Origin of the sequence: Mitsuaria sp. PDC51 (genome assembly GCF_900113225.1) — a bacterium.
In the GTDB taxonomy this organism is placed as follows: Bacteria; Pseudomonadota; Gammaproteobacteria; order Burkholderiales; family Burkholderiaceae_C; genus Roseateles.
In genome coordinates this window covers 1720432-1735808 of record NZ_FOZE01000002.1, presented here as the reverse complement: position 1 = coordinate 1735808, position 15377 = coordinate 1720432, and the positions used below count along the sequence as shown (strand labels likewise).

Here is a 15377-nt window from a genome sequence, read left to right as displayed (position 1 = left end):
TGTCAGCCGCCCTGCCACGATTTGTCAGTCGCCGAGGTGCTGCCAAAGTTTGTCGGCCAAGGTACGCGACCACCCGAAACGAAGCCGCCCGCAGCGAAGATCGGTGCGGGCGGCGGGGGCGAGAGGGGAGCCAACTTCAGGTCAGCGAGAACTCCTGGAAGTTCTCCAGGGCAGACAAGCGATGCGTCGTACGAAGCGCCATGACTGCCTCCATCACCGCGTCCCGTTCACCGGGCTTGATGTGGGTGATATGTACGTCAATCGAGCCGCCGAGCTTCGCGAGTTCGTCCCGCAGCGTGGTCGGGCAGAGGTGCTTGCTGATGCCGGCGAGCCCACATTCGTCGTCGCCAAACGCGCATTCGATGATGAGATGCGCGACCTTGATCTCCGACAGCCGCTGCCAGAGCGCCGGATTCGGGCCTGTGTCTCCGGTGAAAACCCAGTGACCGGACGCGCCGCCATCCACGGCAAAACCCACCGCGGGGACCGTATGCGCAGCGCTAAGCACCTCGATGCGGCGACCATCGCCGAGATCCAACCGATCGCCCACGGCAAACTCATGGAAGGTCAACGCGGGCCGATCCGATGACGGCAGGCGGGTGAAGTCCGGCCAGATCACGCCGTTGAACACGTGGGCTCGAAGGGCTTCCAGCGTTTCCCGGAGCGCATGGACCTTCACTGGCGGGCGGCCCGCCTGTGCGCGTCGGCGTTGGACGGTGTCAGCCAGCAGGCCGATCGCCAGGACGTGGTCGAGATGCGAATGCGTGACCAGGATGTGGTCGACCTTGGCCATCGCCTCCACGGTGAGCTCGGCCACGCCGCTGCCGGCGTCGATGAGCACATCGTCGTCCAGCAGGAAGGAGGTGGTCCTGTAGCCGGCCGCCAGGGCGCCGGCGCAACCGAGCACGCGAATCTTCATGCCGGGGACTGTAGAGGCAGCCTTGCGCCGCGCTAAGCGCCGAATCCGCGAATCGGGGACTTATTGCCGTCGTTTACGTGACGCCGCGGGTGTGCCGTGAAAACCTGCACGCGTGTCGGTGATCGACCGACAGCGCTGAATCATCTGGATACAGGATTGGCGACGATCCAACGCCCAAGTTGGCCAAAACGGCCGTGAAAAAGGGGCTCGCGAGCCCCTTTGACCGGATCTGCGGAGCGAAGCGTCAGACCTGCACGAATTGCATCTGCGTGCCGGCCAGCTCGATCACGTCACCGTTCTTCAGCGGGACCGACTCGGCGGTCAGAGGCGCGCCGTTGACCACCGGTCTGGCGCCCCCCTCCACGTGCGCGAAGACATAACCGCTGGGCCGCTTGGTGATCGACGCCACCTGCACGCCGGGCTTGCCGACCGTCGTGACCACCTTGGTCAGCGTGACCTCACGGCCGGCGGCCGGCCCGTTGAGCACCTTGATGGCGGCAGGCGCGGTCGACACCGGCGCCGGGCCCAGGCCTCCGAACGAGGACGGCAATCCAAAACCGCTGCTCGGGGCCGTGCCCGGGCGCAGGATCATCGTCTTCTCGTAATCGGCGTTGTCCTCTACCAGATACTTGATCTTGTACTTCCCGACTTCGATCACGTCGCTGTGCGAGAGCAGCTGCTTCTTGATCGCCTTGCCGTTGATGTACGTGCCGTTGGTCGAGTTCAGATCCTCGATGAAGACATCCGCGCCAACCATCTGCAGCACGGCGTGCTCGCCGCTGACCGCCAGGTTGTCGATGACGATGTCGTTGTACGGCCGACGGCCGAGCGTGGTCTTGTCCTTGGTGACCTGCACTTCCTTGATCACCACGCCGTCGAGCGACACCACCAGCTTGCCCATGCTTGACCTCGAGTCCTGTCTTATTTGTAGCGGGCCGCCTCAACGGCGCCCATTGTTACGACTGAATGGCCACCACGCCCATGGCTTGGTGCGACTTTCCGCGCGAACCAGAACGATCGCAATATTATCCTTGCCGCCCATGTCATTGGCTGCGTCGACCAACGCCTGCGCCGCCTCAGGCAGGTCTTCGTGGCTTTGCAACACCTGTGCCACGCTGGCGTCATCGACCATGTCGGACAGCCCATCGCTGCACAGCAGGATCTGGTCGCCCGGCAGCAGCTCATGCTGATGGACTTCCAGCATCACCGTGTCCTCGACACCCACAGCCCGCGTCACCAGATTCTTGTTGCTGCTGAAGACGGCTTCCTCGGGCGTCAGTAGACCTGCATCGATCTGTTCCTGCAGCAACGAATGGTCACGAGTCAACTGAACGAGTTGCCCTTCCCGCAAGCGGTAGGCGCGCGAGTCGCCGACGTGTCCAAGCAGCAGGCTCTGTTCTCTGAAGACTGCCAGGACCAACGTTGTGCCCATGCCGGCATAACGCGGATTCGTGTTGGCGGCGTTGAAGATCGCCCGGTTGGCGTTGTCGACGCAGATGTCCATCGCACGCCGCACATCGATGTCGGTCGCATGCTGCCCGCTCTCAGCCAGCCAGCGCCCCAGTTCCGACTTGATGAAGGTCGTCAGCATCTGGCTGGCGACTTCCCCGGCGTTGTAGCCCCCCATGCCGTCGGCGAGGACCGCCAGCCCGACGCCCGGCTCCAGGGCGACCGAGTCTTCATTGTTGTCGCGCACGCGTCCGGTGTCGGTGGCGCTGAAGAACTCCAGGGTCATGTCTTGCTGGCGGGATCGGCTGGGGGAAGGGGATTGTGCACTGCGCCCTGGGACTGTAGCCGCAAAGTTCGCTCGAATGCCTGTCCCGCTGGCGGGGGGGGTGTGGCGCCTGTGCTATTGGCCAATTCGACCGGAATCTGGCTCAACACCGCCTCCAGATCCTGAGCCATCAGGTCACCGCGCTGGTAGCGCAGCTCGGGGCGTTTCTCCAGCGCGAGAGCGACGATCAGCGCCAGCGATTCCGGGAGCTCCGGACGCAGGCGACGGATGTCCGGCGCCGGCTGGTTGGTGATCTGATGCATCAGCGTGGCCATCGACTCGGACTGGTGGGGCAGATGGCCGGTGAGCAGCTGGAACAGCATCGCACCCAGCGAATACAAGTCGCTGCGCCCGTCCACCTGCAGGCCGGCCAGCTGTTCCGGCGACATGTAGGACGGCGTACCCAGCACCAGGCCGGTCCGCGTGCGGCTGCCGTCGGCGACGCGCGCGATGCCGAAGTCCATGATCTTCACGCTGCCGGACTCGCGCTCCAGCATCACGTTCGCCGGCTTGATGTCGCGGTGCACGACGCCGTGTCCATGGGCGTAAGACAGGGCCCGCGCCAGCCGGGCGCCGAGCAGCAGCACCTCCCGCAGGGGCAGCAGCTGCCCCGCTCGCGTGTGGTGGCTGAGATCCTGCCCGACGACGTACTCCATGGCGATCCAGGTGTCGCCGGCGCATTCGCCGGCGTCCAGGACGCGAAGGATGTCGGGGTGATCCAGGTGTCGCGCCGCGCTGGCTTCCCGCATGAAGCGGTCGCGGACGTCGATCAGGTCCTCGGGCGCGAATTCGCGTTGCAAGGCCAGCCGCTTGATCGCGACCGTTCCGCCGCTGCGCCGGTCGATCGCACGGTTGACCACCGCCATCGCCCCGCGACCGAGTTCCTCGCCGATCTCGTAGTCGTCGAGCGCCACGCCGGCCGCGCGCGGCATCGGCTGTGTCGTGGGCAGGGTGTCAGGCGCGCCATGCCCGTCCTCGTCGGACGCGCCCCGGCCCAGCAATCGCTTCAGGAAGCCGGAGGCGCTCATGGCATGGCGGGCCTTTCGTCAGGCTTCGGCCGGCTTGCGCGCAGCCAGCAGCTTGCCGACGATCAACACGAACAGTGCGCCACCCACGCCCAGCGCGTAATAGACCTGTGGCAGCACTTCCGTGGTCCCGGGCTTGTCGCCCGGCTGCATCGGCACCCAGCTGTTCAGCGCCGGATCGGTGACCAGCATCGTGCCGGCGATCCAGCCCAGCAACATTGCGCCCAGCGTGATCACGATCGGGAACTTGTCCATCAGCTTGATCACCAGCTGGCTGCCCCAGACGATGATCGGGATCGAGACCAGCAGACCGAAGATCACCAGCGGCATCTGGTGATGGGAGCCCGCACCTTCCGCGGCACCGGCGATCGCGATGACGTTGTCCAGGCTCATCACGAAGTCCGCGATGATGACGGTCTTCACCGCACCCCAGAGCTTGTCGCTCGCTTCCATCTTCGAGTGGTCATCCTCCGCTTCCGGCATCAGCAGCTTGATGCCGATCCACAGCAGCAGCGCGCCGCCGACCAGCTTCAGGAACGGCAGCTTGAGCAGCGTGAGCGCGAAGAAGATCAGCACGACGCGCAGCACGATCGCGCCGGCAGTGCCCCACATGATGCCCTTCGTGCGAAGGTTTGGCGGCAGCTTGCGGCAGGCAAGCGCGATGACGACGGCGTTGTCGCCACCCAGCAGGATGTCGATCAGGATGATCTGGCCGACGGCGAGCCAGAACTCGGGGCTGGTGAACATGTCCATGGAGGGAACCCGCGCCGGGCCTCGCGCAACGAGGGCCCAGTCTAAAGCGTTGGAGGGATGAACGAGAGAAGGGGCCCACTGGGCCCCTTCCTTGGTTCAGGGGGTGCGCGCGGATTGTCCCCGCCCTACCCCTGGGATCGCAGTGCGTGAAATTACGCACCAACGATCTTCCTCATCAGGTTTTTCCTGCTGCTTACAGCAGGCCCTTCAGCAGCTTGCCCATTTCGGACGGGTTGCGGGTCACGGTGAAGCCGCACTCTTCCATGATGGCCAGCTTGGCATCGGCCGTGTCGGCGCCGCCCGAGATCAGCGCGCCGGCGTGGCCCATGCGCTTTCCGGGAGGGGCGGTGACGCCGGCGATGAAGCCGACGACCGGCTTCTTCATGTTGGCCTTGCACCAGCGAGCCGCTTCCGCCTCGTCCGGGCCGCCGATCTCGCCGATCATGATCACGGCGTCGGTGTCGGGATCGTCGTTGAAGGCCTTCATCACGTCGATGTGCTTCAGACCATTGATCGGGTCACCGCCGATGCCGACGGCCGAGGACTGGCCCAGGCCGATCTCGGTCAGCTGCGCGACCGCTTCATAGGTCAGCGTGCCGGAGCGCGAGACGACGCCGATGCGGCCCTTGCGGTGGATGTGGCCGGGCATGATGCCGATCTTGATCTCGTCGGGCGTGATCAGGCCGGGGCAGTTCGGGCCCAGCAGCAGCGTCTTCTTGCCGCCAGCCAGTTCCTTGGCCTTCATCTTGTTGCGCACTTCCAGCATGTCGCGGACGGGGATGCCTTCCGTGATGCAGATCGCCAGGTCCAGGTCAGCCTCGACAGCTTCCCAGATCGCGGCGGCGGCGCCCGCGGGCGGCACGTAGATCACGGAGACGGTCGCGCCGGTCTGGGCGGCAGCTTCCTTCACGGTGCCGTAGATGGGGATGTCCGAGAACTTCTCGCCCGCCTTCTTCGGGTTCACGCCGGCGACGAACGCGTTCTTGCCGTTGGCGTAGGCCTGGCAGCCCAGGGTGTGGAACTGACCGGTCTTGCCCGTGATGCCCTGGGTGATGACCTTGGTGTCCTTGTTGATGTAGATGCTCATGTCGTATTCCTTGGCTGGGTCTGCGGCTTACTTGACGGCGGCGACGATCTTGGTCGCGGCTTCGGCCATGGTGTCGGCGGCGATGATGGGCAGGCCGGACTCGGCCAGCATCTTCTTGCCCAGCTCCTCGTTGGTGCCCTTCATGCGGACGACCAGCGGCACATTCAGGTTGACGGCCTTGCAGGCGGTGATCACGCCTTCGGCGATGGTGTCGCACTTCATGATGCCGCCGAAGATGTTGACGAGGATGCCCTTCACCTCGGGATTCTTCAGCATGATCTTGAAGGCCTCGGTGACCTTCTCGGCGGTGGCGCCGCCGCCGACGTCCAGGAAGTTGGCCGGCTCGCCGCCGAACAGCTTGATGGTGTCCATCGTGGCCATGGCCAGGCCGGCGCCGTTCACCAGGCAACCGATGTTGCCGTCCAGCGAGATGTAGGCCAGGTCGAACTTGGAGGCTTCGATCTCAGCCGGATCCTCTTCGTCCAGGTCGCGGTAGGCGACGATTTCCGGATGACGGAACAGCGCGTTGGCGTCGAAGTTGAACTTGGCGTCCAGCGCGATCAGGTTGCCCTTGGAGTCGCAGTTCAGCGGGTTGATTTCCACCAGCGACGCGTCGGTGTCCATGTAGCACTTGTAGAGCTTGGCGAACAGGTCGACGGCCTGGTCCACCGAAGCGCCGGTCAGGCCGATGGCCGCGGCGATCTTCTTCGACTGCTCGGCGGTGATGCCGGTCAGCGGGTCGATGTACTCGGTGATGATCTTCTCGGGGGTCGAATGGGCGACTTCCTCGATGTCCATGCCGCCTTCGCTCGACGCGATGAAGGCCACCTTCTGGGTGCCGCGGTCGGTCACCAGCGAGACGTACAGCTCATTCTTGATGTCCGCGCCTTCCTCGATGTACAGGCGGCGGACCTTCTGGCCGGCCGGGCCGGTCTGGTGCGTGACCAGCTGCATGCCCAGGATCTGCTCGGACAGCGCCTTCACGTCGTCCAGGCTCTTGCCCAGCTTGACGCCGCCGCCCTTGCCGCGACCGCCGGCGTGGATCTGCGCCTTGACCACCCAGACCGGGCCGCCCAGCTTCTGCGCGGCTTCGACCGCTTCTTGCACCGTGAACGCGGGAATGCCGCGCGGCACCGGCACGCCGAACTGGCGCAGGATTTCCTTGCCCTGGTACTCGTGAATCTTCATAGGGAGGTCTCGCTTGATGGATGAATCAGGAAGAGGCCGCCGATGCCGCGGACGCTCCGCGATGCCGGCGTTGAGATGGGGTTTGCAGCGCCGGATTCAGCCGGGCCTCCGCGACAAGGATCCCGTCGTCGCGGCCATAGGACCTCGCGTCGACGGTTCGGCGACGTTGCGGCGGATGGCGCTCGGGGGAGGCGGTGAAAGACATAAACCGATGCAAACACGCAAAAACACGCCCGCGGACGAACGCCGGCGGGCTGGTTTGCGAAGCCGAAAATGTAGCATGCTGCGTTGCATCAAGCCCTTGGCGCGGTTGTGCCGCGCACTGGCGTGGGCTTGTCAGCGGCTCGAAAGGTGCTCGTGACGCACGAAGTTTCAGGCGGTTTCGGCGCCTGTCACCGCTTCAAGCGTCAGGGCCGGCGGCGACGCGGCGCACCGCCTTGCGGGCGAGTTCGTATCCAAAGCCTCGCCCCATCAGGAAGCGCAGCCGTTTGGCCTCCGCCGACGCGTCCACCGGCGCTCCTTCGCCGAACTTGCGACGCAGCAACTCACAAGCGCGGTCCAGCTCTCCAGCCGCCAACGCCGATCGCTGCTCCGCGTCGAGCGCCAACCCATGCTGGGCGAGCTCCTGCTCGATGCGGCGCTGTCCGAAGCGCCGGGAGCGCGCGTGGATGCGCGACTCGACGAATCGCGACTCGTCGAGATAGCCGTTCGCCTTGAGCCAGCCGAGAACCGCATCCACCTCTTCAACCAGGTTGACCGCCTGGGCTTCGGAGTTGTCCGGATCCTCGGCCTCGGAACGCCCGCCCCCCGGCCCAGGGTTCGAAGAGGGATTGCCCTCGCCGGCGGCGACCTCGATCAGCGCAGCTTGTCGATCACGGGCAATGCGCAGCAGCTTGCGGCGCAACTCCATCGCACTGTGCTCGCGCTGCGCGAGCAGGGCCACGGCTCTGGCTTTGAGCGACAGCGGCTGCGAGGCCGAACCCCGCCGGCTTCCGGACGGAGTCATGCCGTCGCCCGGTGCTTACTCGGCGTCGCCAGGCGCGGCGCCCAGCAGGGGGATACCCAGCGATTCGCGGATCTTGTTCTCGATCTCGACCGCCAGGTCGGGGTTCTCGCGCAGGAACTCGCGCGCGTTGTCCTTGCCCTGCCCGATCTTCTCGCCGCTGTAGGCGTACCAGGCCCCCGACTTGTCGACGATCTTCGCGGTCACGCCCATGTCGATGATCTCGCCCTCGCGGCTGATGCCCTCGCCGTAGAGGATGTCGAACTCCGCCGTCTTGAACGGGGGCGCCACCTTGTTCTTCACGACCTTGACCTTGGTCTCGGAGCCGATGACTTCCTCGCCCTTCTTGATCGAGCCGATGCGACGGATGTCCAGGCGCACCGAGGCGTAGAACTTCAGCGCATTGCCGCCGGTGGTCGTTTCGGGCGAACCGAACATCACGCCGATCTTCATCCGGATCTGGTTGATGAAGATGACGGTGCAGTTGGTCTTCTTGATGGTGGCGGTCAGCTTGCGCAGCGCCTGGCTCATCAGGCGGGCCTGCAGGCCAGGCAGCGCGTCGCCCATCTCGCCTTCAAGCTCGGCCTTCGGCGTCAGCGCGGCGACCGAGTCCACGATGATCAGGTCCACCGAACCCGAACGCACCAGCGAGTCCACGATCTCCAGCGCCTGTTCGCCGGTGTCGGGCTGGCTGATCAGCAGCTCCTGCAGGTTGACGCCCAGCTTCTGCGCGTACTGCACGTCCAGGGCATGCTCGGCGTCGATGAAGGCGCACACGCCGTCCAGCTTCTGCATCTGGGCGATGACCTGCAGCGTCAGCGTGGTCTTGCCGGACGATTCCGGACCGTAGATCTCGATCACGCGGCCGCGGGGCAGGCCACCGACGCCCAGCGCGATGTCCAGGCCCAGCGAGCCGGTGGAGACGACCTGGATGTCCTCGATCTTCTCGCCTTCGGCCAGCCGCATGATCGAGCCCTTGCCGAACTGCTTTTCGATCTGGGCGAGGGCGGCCTGCAGGGCCTTGGCTTTTTCGGTGTTGGCGTTCTTCACGGGGGCGTCCATGCAATCTTCTCCTGTTGGCTGCGGCGGATTATGGCGCAATCTGTATATCTGTACAGTACTTTGTCGACCCGTGCCGCCCGTCGGTGCGGCTTCGGCGCTGTCGATGGCGGGATGTTAGGCCGCAGGTGGCTCACAGGATGAGCCAGCCGCACAACTCCCCCCGTTTTCGCCAAAGAGGGGGAAGAGCCGCCTCCCAAGCTGTCGCCCACCTGACTGGTGCCCCGCTCATCGACCTGAGGACGGCTCGGAAACGCCTAGGGAAGCGCCCCGGACCGCTCCCTAGAATGTCTCCATAACCAGAGGGGACGACACATGCGCATCTTGATCGCCGAAGACGACCAGGTCCTGGCCGATGGCCTGCTGCGCTCGTTGCGAGCCTCGGGTTGCGCCGTCGACCAGGTCGGCAGCGGCAGCGAGGCCGACGCCGCGCTCGCCTCGCATGAGTTCGACCTGCTGATCCTCGATCTGGGATTGCCGAAGCTGCATGGACTGGAAGTGCTGCGTCGGCTGCGGGCGCGCGGATCGTCCGTGCCGGTGCTGATCCTGACCGCGGCGGACAGCATCGAGGAGCGCGTCAAGGGCCTGGACCTTGGCGCCGACGACTACATGGCCAAGCCCTTCTCGCTGCAGGAACTCGAGGCGCGTGTGCGCGCGTTGACGCGCCGCGGCCTGGGCACCGCCTCCAGCGTGATCCGCCATGGCCCGTTGACGTTCGACGCCACCGGCCGCGTCGCTTACATCAACGATCAGATGGTGGAACTGTCGGCGCGGGAGCTGTCGCTGCTCGAGGTGCTGCTGCAGCGCGCGGGACGGCTGGTCAGCAAGGACCAGTTGGTCGAGCGCCTGTGCGAGTGGGGCGAAGAAGTCAGCAACAACGCGATCGAGGTCTACATCCATCGGCTGCGCAAGAAGATCGAGCAGGGGCCGATCCGCATCGCGACGGTGCGCGGGCTCGGCTACTGCCTTGAAAAGATTCCGGGCTGAGGCGCGGGGCGTCCCGGAGCCCCTGGGCGCACGCTTGATCGAGGACGCGCGGCATGGCGGGTGAATCGTCCGGCCATCGCTCGCTGTTCGGCGAGATCCTGGACTGGATGCTCGCCCCGCTGCTGGTCATCTGGCCGATCAGCGTCGCGCTGACCTGGCTGGTGGCGCAGGGCATCGCGAACAAGCCCTACGACCGCGAGCTCGACGAAATGGCGCGCACGCTCGGCCTGCAGGTCGCGACGGAGCCGGGGCCCGGCGACGCCTCCACGCGACGTGGGCGGTCGCGCTACGCACTGGCCCCCGAGGCCGCGGCGCTGCTGCGGGCGGACGAGTCCGACACGGTTTACTACCAGGTGCTGGGCCTGCGCGGCGAACTGCTGAGCGGCGACGCCCAGTTGCCGGTGCCCGAGGTCGAGCCGCCGATCGTGCCTTGGGAGGTCAACCGTCGCTTCGACGAGGTCAACAACGAGGCGGTGCGGGTGTCCTACCTGTGGGTGGTGCCGGAGGGGATGGCCGGTGGCGACAAGATGATGCTGGTCCAGGTCGCGGAGACGCTGGGCAAGCGCTCGCGGCTGACCAACGAGATCATCAAGGGCGTGATCCTGCCGCAGTTCGTGATCCTGCCGCTGGCGGTGCTGCTGGTGTGGCTGGCGCTGGCGCGCGGCATCGCGCCGCTCAACGACCTGCAGCGCCGCATCCGCTCGCGGGACAGCTCCGACCTGAGCCCCATCGACGAGCAGCGCATCCCCGACGAGGTGGCCCCGCTGGTGCAGGCGATCAACGACCTGCTCGAGCGGCTCGATCAATCGATCCGCGCGCAAAAGCACTTCCTGGCCGACGCCGCGCATCAGCTCAAGACGCCGCTGGCGGGGCTGCGGACGCAGGCCGAGCTCGCCCAGCGCGAGATCGACGAGGGTCGCAGCTCGCCGTCGGAGCTGCGGCGTTCGCTCAAGCAGATCGCGGTCTCCAGCCAGCGTGCGGCCCACATGGTGAACCAGCTGCTGGCGATGGCCCGCGCCGAGGACCAGGAGCACGCCGCGCGCCGCAGCGAGGTGAACCTGGCGGTGCTGGCGATCGAGACGGTGCGCGATTTCGTGCCGCGCGCGATGGAGAAGCGCCTGGACCTCGGTTATGAGGGGCCGGAGGCCAGCCAGGCGGGCCTGCGCATCCACGGCCATCCCCTGCTGATCCGCGAGCTGATCCGCAATCTGGTGGACAACGCCTTGCTGTACACCCCCAGTGGAGGGACGGTGACCGTGCGGGTGGTCGAGGATCCGTTCGGCCAGGTCTGCGTGCTGCAGGTGGAGGACTCGGGGCCGGGCATCGCGGAGGCGGAGCGCGAGCAGGTCTTCCAGCCGTTCTACCGCGCGCTGGGCACCAATGTCGACGGCTCGGGGCTGGGCCTGGCGATCGTGCGCGAGATCGTCCAGCAGCACGACGCGGAGATCGCGGTCGACGACACGCGGGCACGCCGTCAGGCGGAGGCGGAAGGTGTGGGCCCTGGCGCGCGGTTCACGGTGCGCTTCGCCGCCCATCCGCTTGCCCAGGGCGAACGTTGAACCCGGCGGCGACGCATCCTCCACCCATCCGTCATTCGGTGCCTTGAACCTGGAGCCGGCGAGCGATCCCGCCTCAGTTCGAGCTAGCGACAACCCTTCCGGGCTTTCGAAGAATCACTGCCTCCTTCCCCACTGAAGCGCAGGTGACTCTGATGGCATATCGACTTCCGGCGGCAACGACGATGCAGATGACGAGCGACGATTTCCTGGCCTGGGACTCTGGCGATGGCAGCCGATATGAATTGATCGACGGCCAGACGGTCGTCATGGAAAGCGCGAGCGAGGGCCATCAGATCGTGGCCTGCAACCTCTATGTCGCGATGCGCCAGCATCTCCACGGCGCGCCCTGCCGGGCCATCCTGTCGCTGGAGGTGCGGTGCGACGACGGCAACTGCCTGGTCCCCGACGTGATGGTGTATTGCGACAAGGACAAGCGTCCACGCGGCATGGAAGCCTGCCCGCTGATCGTCGAGGTGCTGTCCCGGAGTTCCGCCCGCGACGACAGGACCCGGAAGTTCGCGCGCTACCGCCGGCTGGCCGCGCTGAGCGAGTATCTGGTCGTCGACTGGGAGCAGCGCGCGACGGAAGTCCACCGCCTGGCCATCGACGGCTCCTGGCAGGTGACCCGCTACGCCGGCGGCGAGGTGGTGTACCTGGCCTCGATCGATCTCGCCCTGCCGGGCGAGGTCATCTTCGCCGACCTGGAAGCGGCCGCCTGATGGCCGCCGGTCGACTCAGCGCTGCGTGCCGCCGCGACTCTTGGCGATCGACATCAGCATCCCCAGCGACAGCCCCAGCGTCACCATCGCCGTGCCGCCGTACGAGATGAACGGCAGCGGTACGCCGACCACGGGCAGGATGCCGGTCACCATGCCCATGTTCACGAAGACGTAGGTGAAGAAGCTCAGCGTGATCGCCCCGGCGAGCAAGCGGGAGAACAAGGTCGGCGCCTCGTGCGCGATGGCCAGGCCCCGCAGGATCAACGCGGTGAAGCCGAGCAGCAGCCCCAGCGCCCCGATCAAGCCGAATTCCTCGCCATAGGCGGCGAAGATGAAGTCGGTGGTCCGCTCCGGGATGAACTCGAGGTGCGTCTGCGTTCCCTTCATGAAGCCCTTGCCGGTCACGCCGCCCGAACCGATCGCGATCTCGCCCTGGATGATGTGGAAGCCCTTGCCCAGCGGATCCTTGGTCGGGTCCAGCAGCGTGCAGACCCGGTCCTTCTGGTAATCCTTCAGCACCACCCACTTCACGTCGGGCTGGCAGATCTGGTCCTCGCTGAAGACCAGCGCGGTGATGCCCGCACCGGCCAGCACCAGCGCCGGAATGATCAGCTTCCACGACAGCCCGGCGAAGAAGATCACGTACAGGCCCGCGCCCAGCACCAGCAGCGAGGTGCCCAGGTCCGGCTGCTTCGCGATCAGGCCGACCGGCACCACCAGCAGCACGAAGGCGGCGACGAAATCGGGCAGGCGCAGCTGGCCCTCGCGCTTCTGGAACCACCAGGCGAGCATCAGCGGCACCGCGATCTTCAGCATCTCGGAGGGCTGGATCACGACGCCGACGTTCAGCCAGCGCGTCGCGCCCTTCTTGCTGATGCCGAACAGCGCGACCGCCACCAGCAGCGTGACACCAACGGCGTAGAGCGGCAGCGCGAGCTGCATCAAGCGCTGCGGCGGTACCTGCGCGGTCACGAACAGCACGCCCATCGCCAGCACCATGTTCCGCGCGTGATCGACGAAACGCGTGCCATGGTCGTAGCCGGCCGAGTACATGCACATCAGCCCCAGCCCCATCAGCCAGCCCATGGCCAGCAGCAACGGAATGTCGAAACCCTGGAACAGCGGTTTCACGCGCTGCAGCAGGCTGGGTTTGCTGAAGACGGCGCTCATCGTGAGGCTCCCGGGTTGGGGCGCGGCGCGACCGGCGCGAGGCGGCGTTCCGCCGTGGAGCCCGGTATCGCGGCAGGCACGGCCGAGGCCGGAGCGGCGGGTCTGGGTGTCGGTCCGGCTGGACCCGAGGCCGCCACCGGCGCGGACGCTGCGGAGGCCGAAGCGTCCGGCGCGCTGGCCGCGGCGCCCGGCAGCGGGATGTCCTCGACGCGGCGCGGCGTGCCGATCGGCGCGCCCACCTGGCCGACCCGCACCTTGGCGATGTCCTCTTCGCTCGGGTACGTGCCGGTCAGCACGTAATCGAAGACGCGTCGCGCGATCGGCGCCGCGGACTCGGAGCCGAAGCCGGCGTTCTCCACGATCAGCGCCAGCGCGATCGTCGGTGCCTGGTACGGCGCGAAGGAGATGTACAGCGAGTGGTCGCGCTTGCGCTCGTCCGCCTTGATGCTGCTGTAGGTCTGGCCGGCGCGCAGGCCCACCGCCTGCGCCGTGCCGGTCTTGCCGGCGCTCTGGTACTGCGCGCCGGCGAACACCATCCGCGAGGTGCCTTCCATCGTCACGTCGTGCATCGCGTTGCGGATCACGTCGACGTCGGCCTTGCGCAGCGCGAGTGGCGACAGCGCGTCGCTGGCGGTGCGCCGCTGCACGTGCTTGACGACGTCCTCGATCTCCCGCACCAGCCGCGGCCGGTAGCGTTCGCCGCCGCTGGCAAGCGTCGACATCGCGGTGGCCAGCTGCAGCATCGTGAAGTTGTTGTAGCCCTGGCCGATGCCCAGCGAGATCGTCTCGCCGGCGTACCACTTCTGCTGCTCGGGCCGCTTGTAGGCGCGACGCTTCCACTCGGTGCTGGGCAGGATGCCGGTGACCTCGCCCAGCAGGTCGATCTCGGTCTTGCGGCCGAAGCCGAAGGGCTCCAGCTGGTCGTGGATCATGTCCACGCCCATCTCGTTGGCCAGCGAGTAGAAGTAGACGTTGGACGAGGTCACGATCGCCAGCCGCATGTCCTTGGGGCCGGCGCGGTCGCCGGTCGCGCTGCCGAAGGTCCGACCGCCGAAGCTGTAGGTCAGGTTGTCCTGCACCACCACGTTGGCCGCGCGCTTGCCGGTGTTGAGCGCCGCCATCGCCATGTAGGGCTTGAAGGTCGACCCCGGCGGATAGGTGCCGCGCAGCGCCCGGTTCAGCAGCGGCTTGTCGATGTCCTCGTTGAGGTCCTTCCAGCTGTCGGCGTCGATGCCGTCGACGAACAGGTTGGGATCGAAGGTCGGCTTGGACACGAAGGCCAGCACCTCGCCGTTGCGCGGATCCATCGCCACCAGCGCGCCGCGCCGGTCGCCATAGAGGCGCTCGACCAGCGCCTGCAGCTTGATGTCGATCGACAGGTGCAGCGTGTTGCCCGGCGTCGGCGGGCGGTTGCGCAGCCGGCGCACGGCGCGGCCGCCGGCGCTGGTCTCCATCTCCTCGAAGCCGGTCTGGCCGTGCAGCTCGCGCTCATAGGCCTGCTCCAGGCCCAGCTTGCCGATGTATTCGGTGCCGCGGTAGTTGGCGATGTCCTCTTCGGACCAGTCCTCCATCGCCTTCTTCTCGACCTGGTTGATGCGGCCGATGTAGCCCAGCAGGTGCGCGCCGACATCGCCCAGCGGATAGTTGCGGAACAGCCGCGCCTTGATGTCCACGCCGGGGAAGCGGAAGCGCTGCGCGGCGAAGCGCGCGACCTCGGTGTCGGTCAGCTTGGTGCGGATGGGCAGCGACTCGAAGTTCTTGCTCTCCTCCATCAGCCGCTTGAAGCGGCGACGGTCGCGCGGCTGGATGTCGATGACGGCGGTCAGCGCGTCGATCGTGGCCTCCAGGTCCGGCACCTTGGACGGCGTGATCTCCAGCGTGTAGGCGGAATAGTTGCTCGCCAGCACGACGCCGTTGCGGTCGACGATCAGGCCGCGGTTCGGCACGATCGGCAGCACGGTGACGCGGTTGGTCTCGGCGCGCTCGAGCAGCGAGTCGTGCTGCGTGATCTGCAGGTAGACGAGGCGGGCGACCAGCAGGCCGAAGCAGAACAGCACGAACACCGCCGCGGCGACCAGCCGCAGCCGGAACCGGCTCAGCTCCGCCTGGAGGTTCTTGATGACCGTCATCGCGG

14 protein-coding genes are annotated in these 15377 nt (G+C 66.6%); 3 read left to right on the top strand and 11 right to left on the bottom strand.

Annotated elements, in window-relative coordinates:
- Positions 1-136: 136 nt before the first annotated feature.
- From BM393_RS19025 to recA, 9 genes are all read right to left on the bottom strand, one after another.
- A complete protein-coding gene (locus BM393_RS19025; RefSeq protein WP_091730310.1) occupies positions 137-919 on the bottom strand; it encodes an MBL fold metallo-hydrolase in 783 nt (260 codons plus the stop codon).
- 244 nt (positions 920-1163) lie between these two features.
- Positions 1164-1820 (bottom strand): FHA domain-containing protein, encoded by a 657-nt coding sequence (locus BM393_RS19020; RefSeq protein WP_091730306.1) that lies wholly within the window; start codon positions 1818-1820, stop codon positions 1164-1166.
- 39 nt (positions 1821-1859) lie between these two features.
- Positions 1860-2654, bottom strand: coding sequence for a Stp1/IreP family PP2C-type Ser/Thr phosphatase (locus BM393_RS19015; protein WP_091730304.1), 795 nt, complete (start codon positions 2652-2654; stop codon positions 1860-1862).
- Positions 2651-3721 carry a serine/threonine-protein kinase gene (locus tag BM393_RS19010; protein ID WP_091730299.1) on the bottom strand — a complete coding sequence of 357 codons (1071 nt, stop codon included), beginning with the start codon at positions 3719-3721 and terminating at the stop codon, positions 2651-2653. Before BM393_RS19010 ends, BM393_RS19015 begins: the two co-directional genes overlap by 4 nt.
- A gap of 18 nt (positions 3722-3739) precedes the next feature.
- A complete protein-coding gene (locus tag BM393_RS19005) occupies positions 3740-4471 on the bottom strand; it encodes a TerC family protein (RefSeq protein ID WP_091730296.1) in 732 nt (243 codons plus the stop codon).
- Positions 4472-4664: 193 nt separating this feature from the next.
- Positions 4665-5558 carry a succinate--CoA ligase subunit alpha gene (gene sucD, locus BM393_RS19000; protein ID WP_091730292.1) on the bottom strand — a complete coding sequence of 298 codons (894 nt, stop codon included), beginning with the start codon at positions 5556-5558 and terminating at the stop codon, positions 4665-4667.
- Between the two features lie 27 nt (positions 5559-5585).
- The gene (gene sucC, locus BM393_RS18995) at positions 5586-6746 is read right to left on the bottom strand and encodes an ADP-forming succinate--CoA ligase subunit beta (protein ID WP_091730289.1); all 1161 of its coding nucleotides are present in this window, start codon (positions 6744-6746) and stop codon (positions 5586-5588) included.
- A 400-nt stretch (positions 6747-7146) separates the two neighbouring features.
- Complete coding sequence (locus BM393_RS18990) at positions 7147-7752, bottom strand: regulatory protein RecX (protein ID WP_091730285.1); 606 nt, start codon at positions 7750-7752, stop codon at positions 7147-7149.
- 15 nt (positions 7753-7767) lie between these two features.
- On the bottom strand, positions 7768-8811 hold the full coding sequence (recA, locus tag BM393_RS18985) for a recombinase RecA (RefSeq protein ID WP_091730281.1): 1044 nt from the start codon (positions 8809-8811) through the stop codon (positions 7768-7770).
- A gap of 312 nt (positions 8812-9123) precedes the next feature.
- Here recA and BM393_RS18980 point away from each other — a divergent pair, with 312 nt between their 5' ends.
- The 3 genes from BM393_RS18980 (at position 9124) to BM393_RS18970 (ending at position 12073) form a co-directional block, all read left to right on the top strand.
- Positions 9124-9795: a response regulator transcription factor gene (locus tag BM393_RS18980; protein ID WP_091730277.1), complete on the top strand. Its 672-nt coding sequence runs from the start codon at positions 9124-9126 to the stop codon at positions 9793-9795.
- A gap of 53 nt (positions 9796-9848) precedes the next feature.
- Positions 9849-11354, top strand: a complete 1506-nt coding sequence (locus BM393_RS18975; protein ID WP_091730271.1) for a sensor histidine kinase — start codon at positions 9849-9851, stop codon at positions 11352-11354.
- 152 nt (positions 11355-11506) lie between these two features.
- Positions 11507-12073, top strand: a complete 567-nt coding sequence (locus BM393_RS18970) for a Uma2 family endonuclease (RefSeq protein ID WP_091730268.1) — start codon at positions 11507-11509, stop codon at positions 12071-12073.
- A 15-nt stretch (positions 12074-12088) separates the two neighbouring features.
- Here the strand turns inward: BM393_RS18970 and rodA are convergent, their stop codons facing one another.
- Both rodA and mrdA read right to left on the bottom strand, forming a co-directional pair.
- On the bottom strand, positions 12089-13243 hold the full coding sequence (gene rodA / locus BM393_RS18965; protein WP_091730263.1) for a rod shape-determining protein RodA: 1155 nt from the start codon (positions 13241-13243) through the stop codon (positions 12089-12091).
- On the bottom strand, positions 13240-15372 hold the full coding sequence (gene mrdA, locus BM393_RS18960; protein WP_091730260.1) for a penicillin-binding protein 2: 2133 nt from the start codon (positions 15370-15372) through the stop codon (positions 13240-13242). Before mrdA ends, rodA begins: the two co-directional genes overlap by 4 nt.
- Positions 15373-15377: the final 5 nt, after the last annotated feature.

Excerpts from the sequence above, each read along its gene's own strand:
- BM393_RS18975 (WP_091730271.1), top strand. The coding sequence starts at position 9,849 with ATGGCGGGTGAATCGTCCGGCCATCGCTCGCTGTTCGGCGAGATCCTG.
- BM393_RS19020 (WP_091730306.1), bottom strand. The coding sequence starts at position 1,820 with ATGGGCAAGCTGGTGGTGTCGCTCGACGGCGTGGTGATCAAGGAAGTG.
- BM393_RS18980 (WP_091730277.1), top strand. The coding sequence starts at position 9,124 with ATGCGCATCTTGATCGCCGAAGACGACCAGGTCCTGGCCGATGGCCTG.
- BM393_RS19025 (WP_091730310.1), bottom strand. The coding sequence starts at position 919 with ATGAAGATTCGCGTGCTCGGTTGCGCCGGCGCCCTGGCGGCCGGCTAC.
- sucC (WP_091730289.1), bottom strand. The coding sequence starts at position 6,746 with ATGAAGATTCACGAGTACCAGGGCAAGGAAATCCTGCGCCAGTTCGGC.
- BM393_RS19015 (WP_091730304.1), bottom strand. The coding sequence starts at position 2,654 with ATGACCCTGGAGTTCTTCAGCGCCACCGACACCGGACGCGTGCGCGAC.
- BM393_RS18970 (WP_091730268.1), top strand. The coding sequence starts at position 11,507 with ATGGCATATCGACTTCCGGCGGCAACGACGATGCAGATGACGAGCGAC.
- sucD (WP_091730292.1), bottom strand. The coding sequence starts at position 5,558 with ATGAGCATCTACATCAACAAGGACACCAAGGTCATCACCCAGGGCATC.
- BM393_RS19005 (WP_091730296.1), bottom strand. The coding sequence starts at position 4,471 with ATGGACATGTTCACCAGCCCCGAGTTCTGGCTCGCCGTCGGCCAGATC.
- BM393_RS18990 (WP_091730285.1), bottom strand. The coding sequence starts at position 7,752 with ATGACTCCGTCCGGAAGCCGGCGGGGTTCGGCCTCGCAGCCGCTGTCG.
- BM393_RS19010 (WP_091730299.1), bottom strand. The coding sequence starts at position 3,721 with ATGAGCGCCTCCGGCTTCCTGAAGCGATTGCTGGGCCGGGGCGCGTCC.
- mrdA (WP_091730260.1), bottom strand. The coding sequence starts at position 15,372 with ATGACGGTCATCAAGAACCTCCAGGCGGAGCTGAGCCGGTTCCGGCTG.
- recA (WP_091730281.1), bottom strand. The coding sequence starts at position 8,811 with ATGGACGCCCCCGTGAAGAACGCCAACACCGAAAAAGCCAAGGCCCTG.
- rodA (WP_091730263.1), bottom strand. The coding sequence starts at position 13,243 with ATGAGCGCCGTCTTCAGCAAACCCAGCCTGCTGCAGCGCGTGAAACCG.